Origin of the sequence: Yinghuangia sp. YIM S09857, assembly GCF_051388915.1 — a bacterium.
Taxonomy (GTDB): Bacteria; Actinomycetota; Actinomycetes; order Streptomycetales; family Streptomycetaceae; genus Yinghuangia.
In genome coordinates, this window is sequence record NZ_JBPKBH010000011.1 from 32,826 (window position 1) to 58,324 (window position 25,499).

Below are 25,499 nucleotides of genomic sequence, written 5' to 3' on the forward strand. Positions count from 1 at the left end.
CCACCCTTCGCCGCCGGAGGTCCCGTCCATGCCGCCCCTGGGGTCGCCCAGCACCACCGATCCCCTGAGCGTGCCGTCTTCGGAGGGGCCTGCCGGGCTGGGGTCGCCGTACGCCGGGTACGTGTACTCGTACCCGCACAAGACCGCGTACCGGCCGCTCTCCCCCAGGCCCGCGCTGCGCGACGTGTGGCACGGACAGGACCTCTCCGCGCTGTTCCTCTACCTGCACATCCCCTTCTGCGAGATGCGGTGCGGGTTCTGCAACCTCTTCACGCGGACCGGCGCGCCGCAGGAGTTGGTGGCGCGCTACCTCGACGCGCTGGAGCGGCAGGCGCGGGCCGTACGCGAGGCTCTTCCCGGCGCCCGGTTCGCCGTCGGGGCGATCGGCGGCGGGACGCCCACGTACCTCGAACCCGCGGAACTGGAACGGCTGTTCACTATCGCCACGGACCTCATGGGGGCCGATCTCGCGGCGATCCCGCTGTCCGTCGAGACGTCGCCCGCCACCGCGACGCCCGACCGCCTCGCCGTCCTGGCCGCGCACGGCACGACCCGCGTCAGCATCGGCGTGCAGTCGTTCGACGACACGGAGGCGCGTGCGGCGGGACGCCCGCAACGCCGCGCCGAGGTGGAAACCGCGCTCGCGGCGATCCGGGACGCGGCCGTCCCCGGCCTCAACATCGACCTGATCTACGGCATCGACGGCCAGACGCAGGCGAGTTGGGCCGCGTCCATCGACGCCGCCCTCGCCTGGCGCCCTGAGGAGATGTACCTGTACCCGCTGTACGTGCGCCCGCTCACCGGCCTCGGCCGACGCGCCGTCAGCCCGGCGGACTGGGACGCCGACCGCCTGGCGCTGTACCGCAGCGGGCGCGACCGCCTGCTGGCTGCCGGGTACGAGCAGGTCTCGATGCGCATGTTCCGCCGCCGCCCGGACGCACCGCACGAAACCGGCACGGACTCGGGCACCGCCCCCGACGCCGATATCGGCGTCGACACCGGCTACTGCTGCCAGCGCGACGGCATGGTCGGCCTGGGCTGCGGGGCACGGTCGTACACCGCCGACCTGCACTACTCCTTCGATTACGCGGTGGGCGTCAGCGAGGTGCGCGGCATCATCGACGAGTACGTGACGCTCGATCAGGACGCCTTCTCCCGCGCGTACTTCGGCTACCGCCTCGATCCGGCGGAGCAGCGGCGCCGCCACCTCCTGACCTCGCTCCTCCAAGCAGAGGGCCTGGACGCCGCCGACTACCGCGCACGCTTCGGCAGCGACCCCGCCGCCGATTTCGCCGACGAACTGGCCTGGCTCGCCGACGCGGGACTCCTCACCGAGACCTCCGACCGCATCCGCCTGACCGCGGAGGGCCTGGCCTGGTCGGATGCGATCGGCCCGCGCCTCTTCTCCCCTCGCACTGCGGCCCTCATGGACGGGCACCGCGCACGGTGAACCCCGTCGCGCTGCCCTTCCCCACGCTCTTGTCCCAACCCGTTTCCCGGCGCAATTCCCAACCCGTTTCCCAACCCGTTTCCCAACCAGTTTCCCGGCCCGCCGCAACGCCAGCTCCCGCGAACGGGGGCGTACCGTCCCCGCGCTCCCTCACCATCCTCTACCGCGGCCCCCTCGCCTCCTGCGACTACGACTGCGGCTACTGCCCGTTCGCCAAACGCCGCGACACCCCGCAGCAACTGCGCGCCGACCGGGCGGCACTCGAACGCTTCACCGCCTGGGCCGCCGACGCACCTGAGCGCCTGTCAGTTCTCTTCACGCCGTGGGGCGAAGGCCTCGTCCGCACCTGGTACCGGCGCGCCCTCGTCCGCCTGAGCCACCTGCCCCACGTCGACCGCGTCGCGATCCAGACCAACCTGAGCGCCCACCCCCGCTGGACGGACGCCGCCGACCTCACGCGCCTCGCACTGTGGGCGACGTACCACCCGGACCAGGTGCCTTACGTCCGCTTCCTGGCCCGCTGCCGCGAACTCCGCGCCCGCGGCGTCCGATTCAGCGTCGGCATCGTAGGCCAGCCCGAACACCTCGACTCCGCACGGCAGTTGCGCGACGATCTGCCGCCCGACACGTACCTCTGGGTCAACGCCGCCGAGGGCCGCACCTACACCGACGCCGAAGCCGCCGAGTGGACCGCCGTCGACCCCCATTTCGGCTACAGCCGCCACCCGCACCCGTCCCGAGGGCTGCCCTGCCGCACCGGCGAGTCCGTGGTCAGCGTCGACGGCGACGGGACCGTACGCCGCTGCCACTTCGTCCCCGAAGTGCTCGGCAACCTCTACGACGGCACGTTCCGCGAGGCACTCCGCCCCCGCCCCTGTCCCAAACGGGAGTGCGACTGCCACATCGGCTACGTGCACATGCCGTCGCTACCGCTGTACGACGTCTTCGCCGACGGCATCCTGGAACGCGTCCCCGCCCGCCCGAACCCATCCCCGCCCCAGCACGCGACTCAGGCCTGCTCGGTACGCAACAAGCGCAGGAACGCCTTGATCCCCGCAATAACCTCCTGATTGTCCGTCAGGCGGTTCACCGTGTCCTCGAACCGGCGCCCGATGGCGTCGAGTTGGCGGTCCAGCTTCTCGTCACGGGCGCGCCCGGCCGCCTCGTTCGCGGCCATCAGCTCACGCATCGCCTCGTCCGCCTCGGCCAGTTCCTCGACGCGCCGCTGCAACGCCTCCACCTGGGCTTCGGCGGTCGTCACGCGCGCCCGCAGCTCGACCACGTTCTCGTGCGGGTACCGGACTTCGTTCATCATCCCCGACAGCCGCTGCCGCAGATGCGCGAAGTACGCCTGCGCGGGCCGGAATCCGGTGCTCAGCAGGTAGAACCCGGAGAAGTAGTATCCGATGTCCTCGCCCGAGACGTACGTGATCACCGCGACGACCCCGGCCGACAGCACGTGCGCACCGATGGCAGCCCACTTGAGGCGCCCGGCGATCCGAGCCGCCTCCTCCTCCCGCGCGTCCGACACCTCGGTGCCCTGCTCGCGAGCTAGATGGATCTCCCGGATGACCGCCTTCGCCTGGAAGTACAGCCCCCACGGCACGGTCAGCAGCACAACCTGCCACAACAAGAACAGCGCTCCGGCGCCGAACGCCAGCAACTCTGACAACGCCAGATCGGTCGTGAAGTACAGCACGGTCCCCACAACCGCCGTGCACACCGCCAGGAACGTCATGAACTTGGACACCGCAAGGCCTCCTCGCAAAGGGACAGGCCGCCCTCCCCCACGACTCGGACGGACAAGCGGGCCACCGCGGTTCCGCCGTTCCTCCGCCGCAGAGGATGCGGTCAGGTCTCGCGGGCGGGGTGGTATTCGGAGGCGGTGAGGCCGAAGGTCCAGGCGACACCTTCTCGGGCGGTGCGGGTGGTCGGGGGGACGCGGAGCCAGTAGGTCCGGGTGGTGCCGTCGGGTTCGGGGGTGGAGTTGAGGACCTCGACCATGACCACGGGCTCGTCGTTGGGGAGTTCGATGCGCCACAGGACGCCGGTCGCGTCGCGGTGCAGGGGACGGGCGCCCACCTCGGCGAGGTAGCGGTCGTAGCCGTAGATCTCCAGCATCACGCGGCGCAGTTCGGCGTTGTCCTCGCGGCGGATGCGGGTGGCGTCCAGGCCGCTGCCCTGGGGGCCGAGGCCGCTGACGAAATCGGCGGGGATGGGCATGCCGCGCCACGCGTGCAGTGCGAAGCCGTCGGGGAAGGCGAGGGCAGGGCCGTCGCCGCTGTGCAGGCGGGCGTTCTCGTCGCGGTGCAGCGCGGTCGGGCGTTCGGCGGCGAGCACGAAGTTCTCGTACGGCCACCACCACCCCGCGGAGCGGGCGATGCGGCCGAAGGCGTCCAACACCGGCGCGGAGGGCGAGTCGTCGAGTGCCGGGAAGCAGCGGCGCAGGCCGTCGAAGGCCGCGAGCCAGGCGGCGTCGTGCTGGCCGCCCAGGGCGTCGAGGGTCGCGGCGCGGGCCTCGGCGGCGACGGGACGGCCGGCAACGGTGCCCGCGGTCCCGCGCGCGCCCGGGGTGCGCGTGCCGGTCACGGCGGCCTCGACCGCCTCCTCGACACCGGTGCGCACCCGGGCCGCGAGGCCGGTGGTCGGTGCCCACAGTCGCTCGGAGACCTCGTGCCAGGCCTGCGCCCACGCCGTCTGGCCCAGCAGCGAAGCGGCGTCGGTACGCGCCCGCTCCCAGGCCGCCGCGCGAAGCTTGTCGCGTACGCACCGCCCGGCGCGCGAACCGGCCGGGGCACGCACGCGCAGCCCCGCGGCGGCCAGTTCCTGCGGCTTGAAGGCACCGGCGACGACGGTGGCCGCGACGGCGGCGGCGAGCGGGGAGTCGTACCAGAGGATCTTCGACGGCTCGGCCAACCCCGCGGCGCGGTACGCCTCCCGGATGCCGGCCTCCGCGACGGCCCGGTCGGCCGCACCGGTCGCCGCCGCGACCGCGGCCCACTCGTCGGCGGCCTCGGCGAGCGCGGCGCGGTGCGCGAGGGTGAGCTCGGGCAGGGCCTGGCGCTGCGGGGCCGCGGAAGTGCCGTGGGTCGTCGCGGGGCTGGTCACGATGCTGCTCTCCTGGTATCCGTGGTGATCGTCGGACCGCGAACACGGCCCCGTCCGCGGGCACTTGCCGCGTGTCCGCCGACTGGCGCCCTTCCTCCGGATCTTGTCGGCCCGCTCCTTGCGATGCACGGCACCAGAACACGTGAGCGGCACCAAGATCCGAAGGACTCGGCCTAGTCGGCGACGATGCGGACCGCGCCCGGAACATACTCGCGCTGCCGGACGACCCGGTACCAGCCCTTGGGCAGCGGAATTGCGGCGTGCTCCTCGTGGACCAGCCGGGTCGGCGCGTCCAGCTTCAGGTGGCCGATCACGGTGGGCTCGGGGTCGAGGAACAGGGTGCCCGCGCCGACGACGGCGTGCGCGTGGCCGGTCACCTCGCCGAGCGCCAGCACCAGGCGCCCGCGCCCGTCCCTCGGCTTGGCGGGCAGCGCGGTCACCCCGGTCGGGACCGCCCGCTCGTCGACGGGAAGCAGCAGGATGTCGCCCTGGCGGTACATGAAGCCCCCTACACAGTCGCCTCGGTCGGGGCACTCCACCCCGATGGGACAAACGCTACGCGGCCGCACCGACACGGATTTCCGCCCCTCCCCGCAGTCCGAGAGCACGCAATTTCGCGCGCACTCTCGTATACCCCCAGGGGGTATGTTAACGTCTGTGCTGTCCGAACAGGGACAACGTCGCGAGACGAACCACACAGCGGCAACAGGAGCCGAGCGGTGCGAGCCGCACCGCCCGTACCCGCCGCAGAAGCCGAAGGAGCGTCATGCCCCGCCTGACCCACCCGGGACCCGCACCCGCCGCCGACGTCCACAGGCACGTCAGGACCGGCCCCGCACCGGAGGACTGCGCCCATGCGTGAAGACGTCCCGTCCCCCCTCTGCTCCCCCCTGCGCGCGGCGCAGCCGCAACCCCGGGGCCGCGCCCCGCCGCGCCCGCACGGATACGGAAGGAACCCCCGCCATGAGCCTGTTCGCGATCCGCGACTACCGCCGCCTGTTCGGCGCCCAGGTCATCGCCCTGTTCGGCACCGGACTCACCACCGTGGCCCTCGGCCTCCTCGCGTACGACCTGGCCGGCCCCCGCGCCGGGATGGTCCTCGCCACCGCCCTCACCATCAAGATGGTCATGTATGTGGTCATCGCCCCGCTCGCCGCCGCCTACGCCGACCGGCTCCCCCGACGCACCTTCCTGGTCCTCCTGGACGTGGTCCGCGGCGCGGTGGTGCTGGCCCTGCCGCTGATCACCGAGGTCTGGCACATCTACGTGCTGATCGGCGTGCTCCAGGCCGCGTCCGCGGCGTTCACGCCGACCTTCCAGGCCGTGATCCCCGACATCGTCACCGACAAGTCCGACTACACCCGCGCGTTGTCGGCGTCCCAGGTCGCCTACACCATGGAGAGCCTGCTCAGCCCGGTCCTGGCGGCGCTGGCCCTGGCGTTCATCAGCTACAGCCGGCTCTTCCTCGGCACCTCGGCCGGGTTCCTCGTCTCGGCGCTGCTCGTGCTGTCCACGCGGATCCCGAACGCCCGCCCCAGCGCGCAGACGCGGGCCTGGGACCGGGCCGCCTCCGGAATACGGACCTTCCTCGCGACTCCCCGGCTGCGCGGCGTCATGGCGCTGAACCTCGTGCTCGCCGCGGCCGGGTCGATCGTCGTCGTCAACACCGTCAACTACGTGCGGGACGGGCTCGGCGGCTCGCAGTCCGGAGTGGCCTGGATGCTCGCGACGTCCGGCAGCGGGACGCTCCTCGCCGCCCTCGTGCTGCCGCGCGTCCTGGACCGGGTGGCCGCCCGCACGGTCATGATGACCGGGGCAGGCGTCCTGCTCGGTGGAACCGCCGCCGCGGTGGCCCTCGCCGCGACCGGCCTGACCACATGGGCGGCAACCGCCGTCGTCTGGGCCGTCATCGGCGTCGGCATGGCCCTGGTCGTCACGCCCACCGGGAACGTGCTGCGCGCCTCCGTCGCCCCCGACGCCGTTCCGGCCGCGTTCGCCGCGCAGTTCTCGCTCTCGCACCTGGCCTGGCTGATCACCTACCCGATCGCGGGATGGCTGGGGACGAACGCCGGATTCACCGCCACCTGGTCCGTCCTCGCGGCCCTCGCCGCGACGGGTGCGCTCGGTGCCGTCCTGCTGTGGCCGGCAAGCGACGCACGGCCGACGGCAACCACAACCGCACCCGCGACACAGGCGCGGCTCACGGACAGGTCGACCCTCTCCAAGGCCGCCTGACACCCGCCCGTCCGGCCGGACGACCACCCCAGGAGGCCATGTCCGCCGTCCGGTCCACCCGTCCGGCCGGACACCCCAGGAGGCCGTGCCCGCCGTCCAGCCTCACCCGGACGGCGGCCGCGGCCTCCGGCGTGATCCGCCGCGATTCGGGTAGCCGCGTGGCCATGACCGATCTCAAGGCGCTCTACCGCCGGTGGCTCTTCGACGTCTGGGCCGGGGACTTCGACGTCGTCGAACGGATCTTCACCCCGGACGTGGTCGGGCACTGGCCCACCCACGACTTCCACGGTCCCGGGGAACTGGCCGACCAGGTGCGCCAGTCGCACGCCCTCTTCACCGGCATCGAGAACACACTCGACGTCGGCCCGGTCGTGGACGGCGACCTGCTCGCCGCCCGCTGGACGTTCCACGGCACCTACCAGGGCGGCATCCCCGACGCGCAGGCGCCGGCCGGGACCGAGGTGGCTTTCCACGGCGTCGACATGCTGCGCGCCGAGGACGGACGCTTCGCCGAATACTGGGTCGTCTCCGACAGCCTCGGCCTCATGACCCGCCTTGGCGCCCTCGGCACGCCCAGCGGCTGACGCCCCGGCCGCGCGCCCGCAACCGACCCGCCGACGGTCCCCGGGCAACGCGCCCGACCGACAGCGCCCCGCCTACCGCCGCTACTCCACCAGGTGACAAGCCACCGACACCGGAGCCTCCGTCTTCTCGGTCGCCGAGACCACGCGCAATTGCGGGTCCTTGCCCTCCGCGAAAGCGACGTACGCCCGCCCGCCCCGCACCTCGCACGCCGTCACACCGCGCCAGAACGGGTCGTCGGACGTCTTCTCCCGCACCCGCTTGAGCAGGTCCACGAGTGCCGGGGCCGTCGTGTGCTTGGCCGGAGTCAGCAGGATCTGGCGCGGCCCGGCCACGGTCAGTTCCTCCGGGCGGCCGAACATCGCCGACTCCGCCACCCGGGCGTCCTCGCCCGCGGCCAGCCAGTGCCGCTCCAGCAACGCCCCCAGGTCGCGTACCTCCCAGCCGCAGGACGCCACCGCCACCGGGCATCGCGGGTGGAACGCGCACCCCTGCGGCGGGAGCACCGCGTCCGGCACCTCGCCGCGCGGCAGGTTCCGCGGCACCTTGGCCTTCTCCGGGTCGGGTATCGCACCCAGGAGTGCCTTCGTGTACGGGTGCCTCGGGTTCGCGAAGATCTCCGCCGTCGTGCCGATCTCGACGATGCGCCCCAGATACATGATCGCGATGCGGTCGCAGAAGAACTTGGCGCTGGCCAGGTCGTGCGTCACGTAGACGTACGTCAGGTCCAGGTCGTTCCTGAGGTCGAGGAACAGTTGCAGGATCTTGGCCCGCACGCTCATGTCGAGCATGGAGATCGGCTCGTCGGCGACGAGGAGTTCGGGCCCGGCGATGATGGCCCGCGCCATGACCGCGCGCTGCTTCTGGCCGCCGGAGAGGTCGGACGGGTACTTGTCCATGAACAGCTCGGCCGGGCTCAGCCCCACGCGCTCCAGCGTCTCGGCGACCTTGCGGCGCCGCTCGTCCCGGTCGGTGACGATTTTGTGCACGAGGAGCGGGTGCCCGACCGCGGTGGCGATGTCCATCGTCGGGTTGAGCGACGCGTGCGGATCCTGGAAGATCATCTGCAACCGGCGGCGCAACGGCCGGAGTTGGGACTCCCGCAGGGTCGCGATGTCGTGTCCGCGGTACTGGATCACACCGGCAGTGGCGCGGTTGAGGCCGAGCAGGGTGCGTCCCAGCGTCGTCTTGCCCGATCCGGACTCCCCCACCAGGCCCAGGACTTCACCCTTGCGGAGGCTGAACGAGACGCCGTCGACCGCCTTGACGGCCGCCGTGCCGCGCTGGAACAGGCCGCCGCGCAGGGGGAAGTGCACCTTCAGGCCGGTGACTTCGACCAGACTCTCGGCCGCGCCGGAGGCCCCGGGGCCGGACGCGGTTTCCGCCGGGACCTCGGCCTGCGTCCCACCGGAGGCGTCGGCGGGGGCGGCCGTCTTTCGCATGTCAGGCTTCGTCGGCAAGGCTGATCTCCTCGGCCTCAAGCGGACGGCGTCGCTCCGCGGTGGTCATGTCGGGCACCGGAAGCCAGCAGATGGTGCGGCTGCCGGACGGCAGCGTGACCTCCGGCGGCGGGTCCTCGGCGCACACCCGCATCGCCTTCGGACAACGCGGGTGGAACCGGCAGCCCGCAGGCGGGTTGGCGAGGTCCGGAGGCGAACCGGGGATGAAGTGCAGCCCGGTGGTGCCGAGCGAGATCGTCGAACGCAGGAGCTCCTGCGTGTACGGGTGCTGCGGGTTGGCGAACACCTCGCGGGCGTCGCCCTGTTCGACGATGTGCCCGGCGTACATCACCGCGACCCGGTCGCACGCCTCGGCGACGATGCCGAGGTTGTGGGTGATGAGGACGAGCGCGGTGTCGAAGTTGCGGCGCAGGTCGGCGAGGATCTGGATGATCTGCGCCTCGACCAGGACGTCGAGGGCCGTGGTCGGTTCGTCGGCCACCACGAAGGCGGGGCGCAGGACCAGCGCGAGCGCGATCATGATGCGCTGCCGCATGCCGCCGGAGAACTCGTGCGGGTACGACTCGTACCGGCTCGCGGGGATGCCCATGCCGCGCAGCGACTCCAGTGCCCTGGCCCGCACCTGGGCCTTGGTGAGCTCCCGGTTGTGGGTGCGCAGCGCCTCCTCGAAGTGCTCGGAGACGCGCATGAGCGGGTTGAGCCGGGTCATCGGCTCCTGGAAGATCAGCCCGAGTTCGGGTCCGCGCAGGCGCTGGAGTTCGCGGGGCGGCATGCCGACCAGGTTGCGGCCGCCGAACCGCACCTCGCCGTCGACCGCGGTGCCGGGCGGCAGCAAGCCGAGGACGCCGCGTCCGAGCGTCGACTTGCCGCAGCCGGACTCGCCGACCAGGCCCAGGGTTTCGCCCGGGCGTACGTCGAACGAGACGCCGTCGACGGCGGTGACCGGACCGCGCTCGCTGCCGTACCAGACACGCAGGTCGCGCGCGGACAGCACGGGGGCGGCGGCGCCTCCGGCCGGAGCGGTCGGGGGCGCGGTGTCCAGGGACGCACCCTTTTCGGTGTCCGCGGAGGTCACTTGGTCTCCTCCTCCGTCTCGGCTGCTTCGTCGGCCTCGGCCGCTTCCGGTACTTCCTCGTCGGCGGATTCCTCGGTTGCTTCGGAGACTTCGGCCTCCGTCTCCAGTACAACTTCCTTGCGCGGCCGGGTGATCGGGGGGATCACGACCGGGCGGATCCGCCGTTTGCGCATAGACGGGTTCATGACGTCGTTCAGGCCCTCGCCGACCAGCGTGAAGCCGAGGATGGCCAACACGATTGCGATACCCGGGAATGTGGCGGTCCACCACATGTCCGCGCCGAGGTCCGGGATCGCGCGCTGGAGGTCGTACCCCCACTCCGCGGCCTCGGTCGGCTGGATGCCGAAGCCGAGGAAGCCCAGCCCCGCGAGCGTGGCGATCGCGTCGGCGGCGTTCAGCGTCGTGATGACCGGGACGGACTGGATCACGTTGGAGAACACGTACTTGCCGATGATCGTGCGCGGCTTGGCGCCCATCGCGCGGGCGGCCTCGACGTACGTCGCCTCGCGGGCGGACAACGTCGACGCGCGCACGACCCGGAAATACTGCGGTATGTAGACCACCGTGATGGCCAGCGCCGCCGTGACGATGCCGCCGCCGGGGACGTCCGAGAACATGAACGCGGCCACGATCGCCAGCAGCAGGTACGGGAACGCGAAGAGCGTGTCCATGACCAGCACCAGCACGCGGTCGAGCCAGCCGCCGAAGTAGCCGGAGAGCAGGCCCAGCAGGACGCCGACGAAGAGCGAGAACGCCACGGCGTACACCATGACTTCGAGGGCCGTACGCGCGCCCCAGACGACGCGCGAGAGCACGTCGAAGTTCTGCACGGTGGTGCCGAACGGGTGGTCCCCGCTTGGCGATTCCTGCTTCGGGAAGCGTTCGCCGCCGGATTCGTAGCTGTCGTGGCCGTACGGCGCGATCCACGGCGCGAAGACCGCGATCACCACGAAAAGACCGGTGATGACGAGCCCGGACCACAGCATGAACCGGGCGAGGCCGTGCGCCTCGCGGATCGGCGCGAGGACCCGGCGCAGGCCGTGGGCGGACCGCCTGGGCGGTTCGACCGCCTCGGCCGGGGGCGCGACGAGTTCGGTGGGGAGATTGGCCATCAGTACCGCACCCTCGGGTCGATCAGCGCGTTGATGATGTCGATGAGCATGCTGATCACCACGACCACGAGGGCGATGAAGGTGACGATGCCCTGCACCGCGACGTAGTCGCGGCTGTTGAGGAACTCGATGAGCTGCTTGCCGAGTCCGGGCCAGTTGAAGGTCTTCTCGGTGAGCACCGATCCGCCCAGCAGCAGCGCGACTTGCAGACCGATGACGGTGATGACCGGCACCAGCGCGTTGCGGAAGCCGTGCTTGGTGACGACGTCGCGCTCCCGGATGCCGCGGGCCCGGGCCGCCTCGACGTAGTCGCCGCGCAGCGTCTGGATCAGGTTGATGCGGACCATGCGGATGAACACGCCGACGATCAGCAGGCCCAGGGTGCAGGCCGGCAGGATCAGGTGCCACAGGACGTTGAAGACCACTTCCCAGTCGTTCACCCAGATCGCGTCGAGGATGAGGATGTGGGTCGTGGCGGGGATGTCGTTCGCGATGAGCGGGTCGGTCTGGCCGTCGAGCGGCAGCCAACCCAACTTGGTGGCGAACAGCTGCTGGGCGAGGAGCCCGACGACGAACACCGGTGCGGCGTACGTGATGATGCCGAACAGCCTTGCGAACACGTCGAATCCGCTGTCCCGGAAGCGGCCCGCGAGGAGTCCGACGGGGATGCCGAGCAGCAGCGCGAACACCAGCGCGCCGGTGGCGAGCGTGACGGTGGCGCCGCCCTTGTCCAGGATGACGTCGCCGACGTCCTGGTTCGTCGAGATGGACTTGCCGAAGTCGAGTCGGACGACGTCGGCGAGGTAGGTGCCGTACTGCTCGATGAGCGGCTTGTCGTAGCCCGCGGCGTGCCGCAGTTCCGCGATCTTCTCGTCGGAGAGCTTGGCACCGCCCGCGGACGCGCTGATGGGGTCGCCGGGGGCCACCCTCAGCATCACGAAGACGAGTGTCAGCAGAACGAAGATCATCGGGATGGCGAGCAGCACGCGCATCGCTATGTACCGGCCGAGCGACCCGGATTTCTGACTCATGTGTCGGACTTCCCTCGTGGGCGCGACGCGGGGGCATCGTACGAACGGGTCTCCCGGAAACGGGAGTTCCGTCCGGCCGACGCCCCCTCGTGCGGAGCTACAGCGCTGCCTGCTACTGCTTGCCGATCATCCAGAACCGCAGGATGTACGACGGGTCGAGCGTCTCCTTGACGCCGGTCACGCCGTTGCGGGCGGCCGCGATCTGCTTGCCCTGCCACATCGGCAGCACCGGGACGTCCTCGGCGGTCGCCTTCTGGATGTCGGCGAACGTCGGCTCGGCGGCTTTGCGGTCGGTCTGCCCCTGGGACTTGGTGATCAGCTCGTTCACCGCGGGGTTGTCGTAGTTGTTCTTGAAGTAGCCGCCCTTGTAGAGGAACGGCGCGGTGTAGTTGTCCGGGTCCGGGAAGTCCGGGAACCAGCCGAGGCCGAAGGCGGCGAACTTCCCCGCCTTGTAGTCGGTCTGGTACTGCTGCCACTCGGTGGACTGGAGGTCCACCTTGAACAGCCCACTGGCCTCCAACTGCCGCTTGATCTCGACGTATTCGTCGGCGGTGACGGCGCCGTAGCGCGTCGGGGTGTACCACAACGTGATGTTCACGGGCTGGGTGATCCCCGCGGCGTCGAGGAACGCCTTGGCCTTGGCCTTGTCGGGGGCGCCGTACTTGTCCTTGAACGCGTCCGTGTGCGCCTGCACGCCGTTCGGGATCATCGAGTAGGTCGGCGTGACGGTGTCGTTGTAGACGTTCTTGGCGATCGCCTCGCGGTCGACGACCTGGGCGATGGCCTGCCGTACGGCCTTCTGGTCGGCGGGCGCGGTGGTGACGTTGAACGTCATGTAGCGCAGCTCGGTGCCCTCGCCGTCGATGACCTGGTAGCCGCCGCCGGAGGCCTTGCCGCGCAGGTCGGCGACGTCGGTCGGGGTCAGGTTGCGGAAGGCGACGTCCACGTCGCCCTTCTGGACGGCCTGCTTCAGCGTCGACGCCTCGGCGTAGAAGCGCATCACGAACTTGCTGTTCGCGGGCTTCGCGTCGCCCTTGTACGAGGTGTTGACCGAGAACGCGGCCTCCTCGTCGGGCTTGAAGCTGTCGAGCTTGTACGGCCCGGAGCCGACCAGCACGTTGTCCTCGCGGAGCTTGTCCGCAGGGTACTTCTCGTCGGACGGCACGATCATGCCGACGCCGGAGGTGAGTTTGTGCGGGAGGGTCGCGTCCTCGGTCTTGAGCGTGAAGACGACCGTCTTCGGGTCGGGGGCCTCGGTCTTCTCCAGCGACTCCAGGAGGCTCGAAGGGCCTTCCGGGTCCGCGATCTTCATCATGCGGTCGAAGGAGAACTTGACGTCCTCGGAGGTGAGCGGGGTGCCGTTGGAGAACGTCTGCCCGTCCTTGAGCGTGCAGGTGTAGACCTTCGAGTTCGTCCACTCGCACTTCTGCGCGGCGTCCGGTGTGGGCGTGGTGCTGCCCGCGGGCAGGCTCAGCAGCGTCTGGAAGGTGTTCCAGTAGACGGTCCAGGAGGGCAGGTCGTACGCACCCGCCGGGTCGAGCGAGGTTATCTTGCCGTCGGTGGTGCCGAGGATCACGGTCGCGCCGGCGTTGGGGGATCCGCCGCTCGGACCGCCCGGCTGGCTGTTGTCCTTCTTCTTCTCACCGCAAGCCGCGAGAGAGCTCGCCGCTATGACGCCGACCGCGACCGCGGCTATTACCCGCTTCGTACGTGCCATGGATGAAGTCCCTCTGCCCAGGCGCCGCATGCTGGACATCCGGCGCTGCCTGGGCCGGAACCATAGTGGTCCACGCCTCAGGAAAGAGGACGACGGTTGGTCTCATAAAGGTCACGGGAAGGACACGGTTGACTGCTTCTCGCGTAGACCCGACGCATCAACCGCTGCGCCAGCAGGGCATATCGGAAGTTGACCATGGAAACGCAGGTCTTTGTCTGGTGTCGACATGGCGCTGAAGTTTTCTCCCGAATCGGCAAAGTCAGCCACGGTGGATCGCAGCAAAAGGGTGCATATGCTGCTATCAACTCCCTTAAAGACGGCCGGATTTCATCGCCTCGGAGGGCTTGTATTCCCGCCCACCGAACATCAAACTCCGTTGAACGGATCTTGATCGGACGCGATGCGACCGAACCGTTGGGGTGTCGAGGCGGCACGGTCGCGGCGGCCGGACGTGCGGAACGGCAGCGCGGGACCGGGCGGCAACCGGGCCGCAGGGCGCGGAGGTCAGGCGGCAACCGGGCGGCGGGGACCGGGCGTCAGGGCGCGGGGGCCGGACGGCGGGGGCCGGACGGCGGGGGCCGGGCGGCTAACGCGTGTCCGGGCGCGCGGGCGCCACGTCGCCCTGCCCGTTGCGGCGCGAACCACCGTTCGCAGGCTGGTCCTTGCGGTCGCCGGGACGGATACCCCCGCGTGCGGGTCAGCCCACGCGGGGGACGCCGTCCAGCAGGCTGGCGATGCGATCCGGCGGCCCCGGACGGGAGAAGTACCAGCCCTGGCCCGCGTCGCAGCCGATGGCCCGCAACCGCTCGGCCTGGGCGGCGGTTTCGATGCCTTCGGCGGTCACGGTCAGGCCGAGCGCGTGGGCGAGCTCGACCAGGGACGCCACGATGCGCGCGTCGACGGGGTCGGCGTCTCCGGGCGTCCGCAGGCCCTCGACGAACGAACCGGCGATCTTCAGCTCGCACACCGGCAGGCGGCGCAGATACGCGAGGTTGGAGTACCCCGTACCGAAGTCGTCGATGGCGATGCGCACGCCCATCGCCGCCAGTTCGCGGAGCCGCTCCAGCGGGCCGCCGTCGGTCGCCATGATCTGCGACTCGGTCAGCTCGAACTGGAGGCGCTGCGGCTCCAGTCCGGTCTCGGTGAGGACACGCTCGACCTGGCGGACCAACCCCGGCTCGTGGCACTGGCGTTCGGCCAGGTTCACGCTGATGAACGGGGCCGGTCCCGGCAGTTCGCCGCCGAGGGCGACACCGCCGACGCGGCCGCCACCCGTCCCGAGGTCGCGCCAGCGGCGGGCCTCCCGGCAGGCGCGCTCCAGGACGTACATCCCCAACGGGACGATCAGGCCGGTCTCCTCGGCCAGCCCGATGAAGCGGTCCGGGCCGATCAGCCCCTGCCGCGGGTGCCGCCAACGCACCAGCGCCTCGACCCCGAGCACCGAGCCGTCGGACAGCGACACGAGCGGCTGGTAGTCGACGTCGAACTCGCCGTGCTGCAAGGCCGCGGGCATCTCCGCGGACAGCGTGTAGCGGGCCACCTCGCGGTCGTTGCGCTCGGTGTCGAACACCGTCCAGCGGCCCCGGCCCTCGGACTTCGCCCAGTACAGCGTGATGTCCGCGGCGCGCATCGTGTCGGCCGGCCCGGTGCCCGCGACGGGCCGCTCGACGATGCCGATCGACGCGCTGACGGTCAGGTCGTGGCCGCGGATGCGGAACGGCTCGCGCAGCGCGGCGAGAATGCCCTCGGCCAGCGCGACCACCTGCCCGGTGCCCGCCGAGTGCTCGACGAGCACCACGAACTCGTCGCCGCCCATGCGGGCCATCAGGTGCCCGGCCCGGGAGACGTACGCGTCCAGCCGCCGCGCCACGGCGATCAGCAACTGGTCGCCGACGTCGTGGCCGAGGCTGTCGTTGACCACCTTGAACCCGTCCAGGTCCAGGTAGCACAGCCCGACGCGGTCGGCGGCGCCCGGCCCGGCGAACAGCGCCTCCAGCCGCTCGAAGAACAGCGCGCGGTTCGGCATCCCGGTCAGCGGGTCGTGCTGGGCCTGGTGGCGCAGCCGGGTGTAGAGGCGGTGCCGGTCGGTGACGTCGTGCATCATCGCCACCTGGTACTGCGGCGACCCGGCGGCGTCGCGCACGAGCGACACGGTCAGGTGGGTCCACAGCGGCTCGCCGTCGGCGCGCAGGTACTGCTTCTCCGTGGAGAAGTGCTCGCGTTCGCCGCGCACCAGCTCGTCGTACCACTGCCGGACGTGCGGCGGGTCGTCCGCGAACATGAAGGCCCGCATCGGGTGGCCGGCCAGGTCGGCCCGGGCCGCGCCGAACATCCGCGCGAGCGCCGGGTTGACGTCCAGGACCACGCCGTCGATGCCGCCGATGGCGATGCCGAGGCCGGACTGCTCGAACACCGCGCGGAAACGGGCCTCGCTGCTGTGCAGGGCCTGCTCGGTCAGTTCGCGCGCGTCGAGCACGGCGGAGTGCACGGCCTGCTGCTCGGCGAGGGTGCGGGCGCGCAGCGCCTCGGCGTACCCGGCGGCGAGGGCGCCTTGCAGTTGGATGATGCGCAGCAGGTAGTCGTCGGGGTCGCGGCGCTCGGCGAAGGCGCGCTCGCGCAGCCGCGGCCACCAGTGGCCGACGAGGGCGAACGTGCGTTCCAGCAGCCCGGCGCCGATGAAGTGCGCGGCGACCAGTTCCTCGCCGACCGCGCGTGCCTCGGTGGGGTGGAAGGGGTCGGTGTCGAGGGCTTCGGCGAGTCGCGCGGTCAGTTCGCGCAGTCGGCCGTACATCGCGTCGGCGGGCAGCGGGACGCACCCGATCGCCTCGACGGTCTTGGCCCACTCACGGGCGAACTCGTCCGGAGCGTCCGGCCGGACGGGGGCCTGGTCGCGGACGGTGCCGGAGGTGCCGAGCCCCGCCGCCACACCGGCCGCGCCGGGCGGGGCGTCGTCGGCGCGCGAACTCATGTACGTGTCCCCGCTTCCGATTCCGGCGGCGGACACGGGGGCGGGGTGTGGGCGCGGGTGTGCGCGCAGTTGTGCGTGCCGGTGTGGGTGCGGATCCGGATCCGGGTGCGGGCGTGCGAGCGTGCGGCGACGTGGGTCTGTGCGTGTGCGTAAATGCGGGCACCCACCTGAACCACCCGTACGACAGCCTCCGCACGGGCGGCAACGTGGGTCTGTGCGTGAGCGTGACTGCGGAGGTCGGTGCGGGGGTCGGTGCGGGCGTGGTCGCGCAGGTGCATGGAGGCGTCCCTATGGCGGTGCTCGGTCCGATCGTCTTCCTCAGGCGCCCATGAAGGTCGCTCCACGATTCCCCCGCCTTTCGGTCGAACGGTCGATCCGTCGGCGCCGCGAACCCCGCACCGCCGGATGCGATGATCATGGACTTGCCACCCGCTGATCCGCTAATCCGGTTGACCCACACGCGATGAGTGACGTGTGATCACCGTCGACGGTATCCGCCGGGACCGCGAAACGTCTCGCACTCCGCCCCGGCGCGAGGAGCATCACTCCTGCGAGGGACACCAGATGGCCGTCGACCACACGGATTTGGGGGTTGGGGCCTTGTTGCTCGAACTGGCGATCGGGGACGCGTACGGCGCGGGGTTCGAGTACGCGCCACCGGAGTTCGTCCGCCGGGGGAACACTCTTGCGGCGTACGCGCGGCATCCGACACACACCGACATACGCCCGGGTATGTACACCGACGACGCGCAAATGAGCGTCGCCGTGGCCGAATGGCTCCTCGACGGGGAGCCCACGCGCGAGGACTTGGCGGAGCGGTTCGTCCGTGCGTACCACCGCGACGAGCGCGCGGGGTACGCCTCCGGGTTCCGGTCGGTGCTCGATCACGTATGGAGTGGCCGGGAGTTGCTCGACACTCTGCGGCCCGGCAGCGACAAGAGCGGCGCGGCGATGCGCGCGGGGGTCGTCGGGCTGCTGCCGTCGCTGGACGAGGTCGCACGCCTGACCGCGCTCCAGGCGAAGATCACGCACGACTCGCCGGGCGGCGTCGCGGCGGCGCTGGGGGCGGCGTACGCGGTGCACTACTGCCGCCACGGCCTCGGCCCGGTGGCCCGCCTGCCGCGCTGGCTCGCGGACAATGTGCCGGAGCCGGAGGGGTACGGCCGGTGGGCCGAGGCGTGGCGCGGCAAGGTGCGCTCCCCCGGCATGCACAGCGCGCGGGCGGCGGTCACGGCGCTGGCCGCGCACACCACGATGAGCGGGCTGCTGAAGGCGTGCGTGGCGTATACGGGGGACGTCGACACGGTGGCGACGATCGCCCTGGCCGCGGCGTCGGTGTCCGCGGAGTACACGCAGGATTTGCCGGACGTGCTGGTGCGGACGCTGGAGGACGGCGCGTACGGGCGCACGTACCTCGAAGCTCTTGACACCCGTCTGGCCGAACGATGGGGGTTGCGCGGCTAGGCAGTTGCGAACACAGGCTCGACGCGCGGACTGACACGCGGGGCCAACATGCGGATCCCGCACACGGATCCGACGCGCAGGACCGACACGCGGGACCGACGTGCGGGACAGGCGGGACCGACGCGCGGGACCGATACCCGGGACAGGCGGGACTGACAGGCGAAGCAAACAGGCGGACCCGACACGCGATGATTCGCGTGTCGGGTCCGCCTGTCGCTCGGGCCCTGCCTGCCGCCCGCCGCGCTTTGCCTGCTCAGGGAGGCCCGCGCGGCGGGCGCACCCGCGGGCTACGCCGCGGCGACCCGCTGACGCGTCTCGGCCGGCTCCAAGGCCAGGTCCAGCACCTCGCGCACGTCTGACACCGCGTGGATGGTCAACTGCTCGCGCACCGCCTCGGGGATGTCGTCCAGGTCGGGCTCGTTGCGCTTGGGCACCAGGATCGTGGTGATCCCGGCCCGGTGCGCCGCGAGCGCCTTCTGCTTGACGCCGCCGATGGGCAGCACGCGTCCGGTCAACGACACCTCGCCGGTCATCGCGACGTCCGACCGCACCGGACGCCCCGTCAGGAGCGACACGAGCGCCGTCGTCATCGTGACGCCCGCACTCGGGCCGTCCTTCGGCACCGCCCCGGCCGGCACGTGGATGTGCACGCCCCGGTCCTTCAGGTCGCCGACGGGCAGCTCCAGCTCGACCCCGCGCGCCCGCAGGTACGACAGGGCGATCTGCGCCGACTCCTTCATCACGTCGCCCAGTTGCCCGGTGAGCGTGACGCCGGACGCCCCGGTCTCCGGATCGGCCAGCGACGCCTCGATGTAGAGCACGTCACCGCCCGCACCCGTCACCGCGAGCCCGGTTGCGACCCCGGGAACCGCCGTACGCTGCTCCTCCTTCGCCAGCGAAGCCTCGGGCGTGTGCCGGGGCCGTCCGATGAAGTCGACCAGGTCGGCGGGGCCGACCTCGACCGGGAGCGCGGTACCGGCGTCGAGCGCCTGCTTCGCGGCGATCTTGCGCAGCACGCGGGCGATGGCCCGTTCGAGCGTGCGCACGCCCGCCTCGCGGGTGTACTCGCCGGCCAGCAGCCGCAGCGCGTCCTCGGTGAACGCCACCTCGGACGCGTCCAGCCCGGCCTTGTCGAGCTGGCGCGGGATCAGGTGGTCGCGGGCGATCGTGACCTTCTCGTCCTCCGTGTAGCCGTCCAGACGGACCAGCTCCATGCGGTCGAGCAGCGGCTCCGGGATGGCCTCCAGCACGTTGGCGGTGGCCAGGAACACCACGTCCGACAGGTCCAGTTCGACTTCGAGGTAGTGGTCGCGGAACGTGTGGTTCTGCGCCGGGTCCAGCACCTCCAGCAGGGCCGCCGTCGGGTCGCCGCGGTAGTCCGAGCCCACCTTGTCGATCTCGTCCAGCAGCACGACCGGGTTCATGCTCCCGGCCTCCTTGATCGCGCGGACGATGCGGCCGGGCAGCGCACCGACGTACGTGCGCCGGTGGCCGCGGATCTCCGCCTCGTCGCGGACGCCGCCGAGTGCGACGCGCACGAAGCTGCGCCCCATCGCGCGGGCGACGGACTCGCCGAGCGACGTCTTGCCGACCCCGGGCGGGCCGACCAGCGCCAGCACCGCGCCGCTGCGGCGTCCGCCGACGACACCCAGCCCGCGCTCCTCGCGGCGCTTGCGCACGGCCAGGTACTCGACGATGCGCTCCTTGACGTCGTCGAGGCCGGCGTGGTCGGCGTCCAGCACGTCGCGGGCGCCGGAGATGTCGTACGCGTCCTCGGTCCGCTCGTTCCACGGGATCTCCAGGACCGTGTCGAGCCAGGTCCGGATCCAGCCGCTCTCCGGCGACGCGTCGGAGGCGTGCTCCAGCTTGTCGACCTCCTTCAGCGCGGCCTGGAGGACCTTCTCCGGGAGATCGGCGGCCTCGACGCGTGCCCGGTAGTCCTCCTCCTCGCTGCCGGGGGTGCCGTTGAGCTCGCCCAGCTCCTTGCGGATCGCGGCGAGCTGCTGCTTGAGCAGGAACTCGCGCTGGGTCTTCTCCATGCCTTCCTGGACGTCCTTGCGGATGGTCTCCGCGACGTCCAGCTCGGCGAGGTGGTCGCGGGTCCAGCCGACGACCTTCTCCAGGCGCTCGGTCAGATCCGTCGTCTGCAACAGCTCGATCTTCTGCGACTGGGACAGGTACGGCGCGTAGCCGGCGTTGTCCGACAGCTCGCTCGGGTCCTCGATCTGCTGCACGAAGTCGACAACCTGCCAGGCGCCGCGCTTGCCGAGGATCGTGGTGACGAGCGCGCGGTACTCGCGCGCGAGCTCTTCGGCGCGCTCGTCCGCCGGGCCCTCCTCGACGACGGTCGCCTCGACCCACAGCGCGGCACCGGGCCCGGTCGTACCGGTCCCGATCCGCACGCGCGCGGTGCCGCGGACCACGACCGCCGACTCGCCGCTCGGCAGGCGTCCGATCTGCTCGACCACTCCCAGCGTGCCGATCGCCGGGTAGTGCCCGTCGTCGCGCGGCACGAGCAGCACCCGCGCCTTGCCCTTGCCCGCCCGTATCCCCGGCAGCGCCCGCGCGGCATCCACCGCGGCACGCGTCTCCGTGTCGTCCAGCTCCAGCGGCACCGCCATGCCCGGCAGCACCACGATGTCGTCGAGGGGCAGCACCGGAAGGGTCAGGATGCCGGAGGTCGTGTCGCTCATGGTGGCTCCCCTGGGAGTCGGTTCCGTTCAGTACGTTGCGCTGACCTGACTCAAGATTGAACGGCCCCCTTTCATTCCCACCCCCACCCCTGATCGCCCACAGCGAACAACCGAGCCCGTCGTGCCGCGCTCAAGGCCGCACCGGCGACGTGCGCTGTGCGCCCGGCCTCCCATAGCCCCCTGGTCCGCGGTGCGTTGTTCGATCCCGCATTGTGAGGACCCGCTCGTGATCAGGGACCGACGCGAACCGAGCGATCGCTGCCCGACTGTGGGAACCCGCCGCAGTTGACGCCGGGGTGTCTACACCGCACATGGGCGGTTTTGTTACCTAATATCACTTTCACGCCTAATCAGGGCGTTGTCCGGCTCCCGACGACGGGCCGCCGGCCGTGGGACACGCACGTGTGGAGCGTCATGGCGAAGACCGGGACACCGGCCGATACGCCCGACCGGTCGGCCGACGCCGGCCGGGTGCTGGGCCGTTGGAAGAACTGGGTCACCCCGGTTGTGCTCAGCGCACTGGTCGCGCTGGGCCTGTCGCTGCTCTACATGGGCAACATCCTGGAGCCGCAGAAGCACCTCGACGGCATGCCGATCGCCTTGGTCGACTCGGATGTCGGGCCGCCGCTGCCCGGCGGGTCCCGCACGCTCGGCGCGGAGGTGGCCGAGCAGGTGGTGGCCGCCAGTCCGGCCGGCGAGATCGACTGGCGGCGGGTCAGCCGGCAGGAGGCCCAGCGCCTGTTGTCCTCCGGCAAGGTGTACGGGGCGCTGGTGGTGCCGGAGGACTTCTCGCGCGCGGTGGCGGCCCTGACCACCGCCGATGCCCCCGCCCGGCCCGAGATCCAGGTGCTGACGAACCCGGGCATGGGCAGCCTCGGCTCCGGCATCGCCAGCCAGATCAACCAGACTGCGGCGCACCGGGCCTCACTGGCGATCGGCAGGCAGTTGGAGGCCACCGCCACCGGGACCGCCAAGGTGTTCCTGGCCGACCCGGTCGCGGTGAGCACCAGCGTGGGTCACCCGATCGGGGACCGCACCGGCGACGGCCTCGGTGCCTTCTACTTCACCCTGCTGCTGCTGTTGGCGGGCTTCATGACCGCCAACATCGTGCACGCGGGACTGGACGTCTCGATGGGCTTCGCGGACGCCGAGATCGGTCCGTTCCACCTGCGCGAACCAACCCTGCGGATCAGCCGCACGCAGGTCCTGCTGGCGAAGTCCGGTATGACGGCGGGCATCTCGGTGATCTCGGCCAGCCTGGTGATGCTTGCGGCGGTCCCCATCCTCGGCATGGACGCCCCGCACAGCTGGCAGCTGTGGTTGTACGCGTACTGTGCCGTCGCCACGGTCGGCCTCGGCGTCCTGGCGATCATCGCCGCGTTCGGCAACGTCGGGCAACTGATCGCGATGTTCGTGTTCATCGCCTTCGACCTGCCTGCTTCGGGCGCGACGGTGCCGCTGAGCGCCTCACCCGACTTCTACCGCTTCCTCGGGGTGTTCGAGCCGATGCGGCAGATGGTCGACGCTGTCCGGTCGATCCTGTACTTCGACGCGCAGGCCGGCACCGGGCTGGTCCGCGGCTGGCTGATGCTGCTGGTGGGCGTCGTGGTGGCGCTCGTCTTCGGCTTCGGGATGACCCACTACTACGACCGCCGGGGCATGCGCTTCGAACCCGGCCACCGCTCGTGACCCGCGGTGAGCGCCCGGGGGCCGGGCACCCGCCGCGCGCCACCGGGGCGTGTCCGCCGGTCCCGCGCCCGCGGGGATGTGGACGGGACGATCCGGCCGTCCGCGGCCCGGATCAGCGGCAACCGCACCAACGCGGTCCGCGGTCGCCCGACGTCGATCCGGCCGTGGTTGCCATCATGTGGCGCGGCCAAGCGGACGGCTAGGCATTCCGCCAGGCGTCGTTGATGCAGCCTTCTTCGTAGTGCCACCATCCATCCGCCTCCCCCTGGACGAGCAGCGCCTTGATGCCGCTCATGTCCGCGTCCGCCCGCACGTCGAAGGCGACCAGGGGGAAGTCGTCGCTGAACGCTTCTCCGCCCAGACCGAACGGCGCGAGCCTCTCGTGCACAGCCTTCGCGCTGGGTCCGAGCGGCCCGCTCGGCACCGGCAGGACGCGAATGGTGCACCCGCCGGACGCCTCGACCTGGCCTACGGCCCAGTGAAGTCCTTCGTCATCCCCCACGAACCGCACCACGTCGCCCTGAGCAACGCCGTTCTGGAGGAACGGCACGTTCTCGATGCGCGCGGTGTCGTCACCGACCTGGACGGCCCATAGCCCTTCCCGGTCATACGGCAGCCAGCCCTCCCGCGGCACAAACCGGAACCACACCTTGATCAGACGGTCCTCCGACGCATCGGACCCACCCGACGACTCTCTGTCCATGGCCGCCATGATCAACCATTCCCCTCGTTCCGAGTGATCCGGGGCCCTGGCCCCCCACGGCAGGCAAATCGGCGATGATCAGCCTCCCGCGCCCCCGCACCGGGCGCCCGCAGACGGGGAGATCGGGCATGAACGACTGGACGACGAAGAGCGAACGCGAGTACTTCGCCACCGTCGGCAGGCTGCCTGGGATGTTCATGCCCGAGGTGCGGTATCGCTCGGCCATCGCATTCCTGTCCGGCTAGGACCAGTGCGCCAGGCGCCGTGGCGGCTCGTGGTTCGGTGAATGGGAGCGGTGGCTCAAAGAACGTGTGGGTGAGACCGGTAGCCTCGGCTGGGTCGCACACGTCCCGATGCTCGTCGCCCCGGACACACCGAGGAACGTCGACAAGTTCAACGCCGACCAGGAGGCTCAGGTCGTTGCCGGCCTCTTCCGATTGATCGACGACTTCCTCGCCGAGCGCGAGTCCAAGAGCGAGGACACTGATGGCACTCGCTGAGAAGGGGTCGCGGCGCATCGTCGTCGACAGCGTGGTCTACCGCTGGCGGCTGCGGAGACGGCCGACGTACTGCCAGGGTGTCGGCTGGACGCCCTGCTCCTACGCGGTCGAACGTGAAGGCGTGTCCGGGACGGTTCTCGTCGTCCGCACCGATAAGGCGCATCCGGGCAACTGGATCGCTCTTCCCCGCGTTCCCGTCCTGCCGTCGGAGGTTGCTCGGACGATTCGACTCGCGTTGTCGCGCGGATGGGATCCGCAGGCGTCGGGAGCGCCATTCATCCTCGACCTGTCCAAGGGCTTCACGGCGTCGCCCTGAGTCCGCGTCCGCTCCGTGCTGGACAGGCAAAACAGGCGATTTGCGGCGCGGCTGTCCGGGCTTGGGCCGGAAGGACGGTCGTACGCTGGCTCGCGTGGGCGACGGACGGAGGGTGTGGTGAGCGGGACGGCGGTGGCCGAGGTGTTGGCCGAGTTGGCGGGGCTGGAGGACCCCAAGGCGCGTGCGGTCAATGAGCGGCATGGGGACGACCACGGGGTGAACCTCGGCAAGCTGCGGGCGGTCGCGAAGCGCCTCAAGACGCAGCAGGACCTCGCACGAGAGCTGTGGGCCACGGGCGACAGTGCGGCGCGGCTCGTGGCGCTGCTGATCTGTCGTCCGAAGGCGTTCGACCGTGCCGAGTTGGACACGATGCTGCGGGAGGCGCGCACCCCGAAGGTCCACGACTGGCTCGTCAACTACGTGGTGAAGAAGAGCCCGCACGCCGAAGACCTCCGCGTCACCTGGACCGCCGATTCTGACCCTGTCGTCGCCAGCGCCGGCTGGGCCCTGACCACCGAGCGCGTGGCGAAGGACCCGCAGGGTCTCGACCTCGACGCCCTGCTCGACGTCATCGAAGCGCAGATGAAGGACGCTCCCGACCGCCTCCAGTGGGCGATGAACCACTGCCTCGCCCAGATCGGCATTTCCCACGCCGACTACCGCCCCCGAGCCCTCGCCATCGGCGAACGCCTGGAAGTCCTGAAGGACTACCCCACTCCCCCCAACTGCACCTCCCCCTACGCCCCCACCTGGATCACCGAAATGGTCCACCGCCAAGAGGCCGGCTGAGGGACGAGGTACCCGGCACTACGAACACGGCGGTCTGGACGTCGCCCGATCACTCGGAAGCGGTACTTGAACACCGGTCGACGAAGCGGCGCCGCCAATCGCGGTCGTTGCCGATGCGGGCGAGGAAGAGCCTGAGGTCCTGCATCTCCTCGTCGAGTCCGTCGAACGACAGATCCGCCCGGTTCACGGGATCGCCCAGAGGGCCGGTGTAGTGCCAGGCGGCCAGACGCTTCGAGCCGACGGTGAGGCTGAAGCGGCAGGCGGATCGGCGGTCGTCGCAGTCGCGGACGAACGTCACGTACTCGTCGATGAGCCAGCGGTCGGCGCCGACCTGGAACCACAGTTCGCGGTCTTGCACGTAGACGGCGCAGAAGGCCGGAGCGCTGCCCGCGCCGCATTGTGCGTCGAGGGAGACCCAGCCGACGTTGCCGACTCCCGCATCGTCAGGCCATCGTGCGAGGTCCCCGGTGGCGGGGGTGAGCACCCAGTTGCCCAGGTGCAGGTCCCAGTCCTTGAGTAGAACCACGGCCATCGGGCACCCCCGGTTTCGCCGCGCGCGTGGTGCGCGGTATGGGGTCAATGTAGGGAACTCGGGGGCTCTGTGCGG

General features: G+C 70.9%; 21 protein-coding genes. 9 read left to right on the forward strand and 12 right to left on the reverse strand.

All coding sequences use genetic code 11. The features are described 5' to 3' along the window. Positions 1 to 28 precede the first annotated feature (28 nt). Both ACRX5S_RS23225 and ACRX5S_RS23230 read left to right on the forward strand, forming a co-directional pair. A complete protein-coding gene (locus tag ACRX5S_RS23225; RefSeq protein ID WP_436774984.1) occupies positions 29 to 1,450 on the forward strand; it encodes an STM4012 family radical SAM protein in 1,422 nt (473 codons plus the stop codon). A gap of 155 nt (positions 1,451 to 1,605) precedes the next feature. Next, positions 1,606 to 2,520 carry an STM4011 family radical SAM protein gene (locus ACRX5S_RS23230; protein ID WP_436775193.1) on the forward strand — a complete coding sequence of 305 codons (915 nt, stop codon included), beginning with the start codon at positions 1,606 to 1,608 and terminating at the stop codon, positions 2,518 to 2,520. Here ACRX5S_RS23230 and ACRX5S_RS23235 read toward each other — a convergent pair. The 3 genes from ACRX5S_RS23235 to ACRX5S_RS23245 all read right to left on the reverse strand — a co-directional run bounded on the left by ACRX5S_RS23235 (position 2,460) and on the right by ACRX5S_RS23245 (position 5,058). Beyond that, positions 2,460 to 3,200 carry a hypothetical protein gene (locus ACRX5S_RS23235; RefSeq protein WP_436774985.1) on the reverse strand — a complete coding sequence of 247 codons (741 nt, stop codon included), beginning with the start codon at positions 3,198 to 3,200 and terminating at the stop codon, positions 2,460 to 2,462. The two genes, ACRX5S_RS23230 and ACRX5S_RS23235, sit on opposite strands and share 61 nt — an antisense overlap. A gap of 101 nt (positions 3,201 to 3,301) precedes the next feature. Continuing rightward, positions 3,302 to 4,558 (reverse strand): DUF6745 domain-containing protein, encoded by a 1,257-nt coding sequence (locus ACRX5S_RS23240; protein WP_436774986.1) that lies wholly within the window; start codon positions 4,556 to 4,558, stop codon positions 3,302 to 3,304. Positions 4,559 to 4,731: 173 nt separating this feature from the next. Next, entirely contained in the window at positions 4,732 to 5,058 is a 327-nt protein-coding gene (locus ACRX5S_RS23245; protein WP_436774987.1) for a hypothetical protein, read from the reverse strand. Positions 5,059 to 5,521: 463 nt separating this feature from the next. On the opposite strand from ACRX5S_RS23245, the gene ACRX5S_RS23250 reads away from it, so the two are divergent. Next, entirely contained in the window at positions 5,522 to 6,793 is a 1,272-nt protein-coding gene (locus ACRX5S_RS23250) for an MFS transporter (protein ID WP_436774988.1), read from the forward strand. 164 nt (positions 6,794 to 6,957) lie between these two features. Further along, entirely contained in the window at positions 6,958 to 7,377 is a 420-nt protein-coding gene (locus tag ACRX5S_RS23255; protein WP_436774989.1) for an ester cyclase, read from the forward strand. An 81-nt stretch (positions 7,378 to 7,458) separates the two neighbouring features. Here ACRX5S_RS23255 and ACRX5S_RS23260 read toward each other — a convergent pair whose 3' ends face one another. The 6 genes from ACRX5S_RS23260 to ACRX5S_RS23285 all read right to left on the reverse strand — a co-directional run bounded on the left by ACRX5S_RS23260 (position 7,459) and on the right by ACRX5S_RS23285 (position 16,738). Continuing rightward, positions 7,459 to 8,835: an ABC transporter ATP-binding protein gene (locus ACRX5S_RS23260; protein ID WP_436774990.1), complete on the reverse strand. Its 1,377-nt coding sequence runs from the start codon at positions 8,833 to 8,835 to the stop codon at positions 7,459 to 7,461. Then, positions 8,819 to 9,910 carry an ABC transporter ATP-binding protein gene (locus tag ACRX5S_RS23265; protein ID WP_436774991.1) on the reverse strand — a complete coding sequence of 364 codons (1,092 nt, stop codon included), beginning with the start codon at positions 9,908 to 9,910 and terminating at the stop codon, positions 8,819 to 8,821. The genes ACRX5S_RS23260 and ACRX5S_RS23265 overlap by 17 nt, the downstream gene beginning before the upstream one ends. Further along, complete coding sequence (locus tag ACRX5S_RS23270; protein WP_436774992.1) at positions 9,907 to 11,022, reverse strand: ABC transporter permease; 1,116 nt, start codon at positions 11,020 to 11,022, stop codon at positions 9,907 to 9,909. Before ACRX5S_RS23270 ends, ACRX5S_RS23265 begins: the two co-directional genes overlap by 4 nt. Further along, positions 11,022 to 12,053, reverse strand: coding sequence for an ABC transporter permease (locus tag ACRX5S_RS23275; RefSeq protein ID WP_436774993.1), 1,032 nt, complete (start codon positions 12,051 to 12,053; stop codon positions 11,022 to 11,024). The genes ACRX5S_RS23270 and ACRX5S_RS23275 overlap by 1 nt, the downstream gene beginning before the upstream one ends. Before the next feature lie 112 nt (positions 12,054 to 12,165). Next, positions 12,166 to 13,770: an ABC transporter substrate-binding protein gene (locus ACRX5S_RS23280; protein WP_436774994.1), complete on the reverse strand. Its 1,605-nt coding sequence runs from the start codon at positions 13,768 to 13,770 to the stop codon at positions 12,166 to 12,168. Positions 13,771 to 14,467: 697 nt separating this feature from the next. Further along, a complete protein-coding gene (locus ACRX5S_RS23285; protein WP_436774995.1) occupies positions 14,468 to 16,738 on the reverse strand; it encodes a putative bifunctional diguanylate cyclase/phosphodiesterase in 2,271 nt (756 codons plus the stop codon). Positions 16,739 to 17,302: 564 nt separating this feature from the next. Here ACRX5S_RS23285 and ACRX5S_RS23290 point away from each other — a divergent pair. Beyond that, positions 17,303 to 18,202, forward strand: a complete 900-nt coding sequence (locus ACRX5S_RS23290; protein ID WP_436774996.1) for an ADP-ribosylglycohydrolase family protein — start codon at positions 17,303 to 17,305, stop codon at positions 18,200 to 18,202. A 287-nt stretch (positions 18,203 to 18,489) separates the two neighbouring features. Here ACRX5S_RS23290 and lon read toward each other — a convergent pair whose 3' ends face one another. Next, a complete protein-coding gene (gene lon, locus ACRX5S_RS23295) occupies positions 18,490 to 20,895 on the reverse strand; it encodes an endopeptidase La (RefSeq protein WP_436774997.1) in 2,406 nt (801 codons plus the stop codon). Between the two features lie 414 nt (positions 20,896 to 21,309). Here lon and ACRX5S_RS23300 point away from each other — a divergent pair, with 414 nt between their 5' ends. Then, positions 21,310 to 22,584: a DUF3533 domain-containing protein gene (locus ACRX5S_RS23300; protein WP_436774998.1), complete on the forward strand. Its 1,275-nt coding sequence runs from the start codon at positions 21,310 to 21,312 to the stop codon at positions 22,582 to 22,584. Positions 22,585 to 22,783: 199 nt separating this feature from the next. Here the strand turns inward: ACRX5S_RS23300 and ACRX5S_RS23305 are convergent, their stop codons facing one another. Further along, positions 22,784 to 23,287 carry a DUF4265 domain-containing protein gene (locus ACRX5S_RS23305; RefSeq protein ID WP_436775194.1) on the reverse strand — a complete coding sequence of 168 codons (504 nt, stop codon included), beginning with the start codon at positions 23,285 to 23,287 and terminating at the stop codon, positions 22,784 to 22,786. A gap of 311 nt (positions 23,288 to 23,598) precedes the next feature. Between ACRX5S_RS23305 and ACRX5S_RS23310 the strand changes: the two genes are divergently transcribed. The 3 genes from ACRX5S_RS23310 (at position 23,599) to ACRX5S_RS23320 (ending at position 24,892) form a co-directional block, all read left to right on the forward strand. Further along, positions 23,599 to 23,787, forward strand: coding sequence for a hypothetical protein (locus tag ACRX5S_RS23310; protein WP_436774999.1), 189 nt, complete (start codon positions 23,599 to 23,601; stop codon positions 23,785 to 23,787). Then, on the forward strand, positions 23,774 to 24,103 hold the full coding sequence (locus ACRX5S_RS23315; protein ID WP_436775000.1) for a hypothetical protein: 330 nt from the start codon (positions 23,774 to 23,776) through the stop codon (positions 24,101 to 24,103). The genes ACRX5S_RS23310 and ACRX5S_RS23315 overlap by 14 nt, the downstream gene beginning before the upstream one ends. Positions 24,104 to 24,220: 117 nt before the next feature. Beyond that, complete coding sequence (locus ACRX5S_RS23320; protein WP_436775001.1) at positions 24,221 to 24,892, forward strand: DNA alkylation repair protein; 672 nt, start codon at positions 24,221 to 24,223, stop codon at positions 24,890 to 24,892. 49 nt (positions 24,893 to 24,941) lie between these two features. Here ACRX5S_RS23320 and ACRX5S_RS23325 read toward each other — a convergent pair whose 3' ends face one another. Further along, positions 24,942 to 25,424 (reverse strand): hypothetical protein, encoded by a 483-nt coding sequence (locus ACRX5S_RS23325; protein ID WP_436775002.1) that lies wholly within the window; start codon positions 25,422 to 25,424, stop codon positions 24,942 to 24,944. Positions 25,425 to 25,499 lie beyond the last annotated feature (75 nt).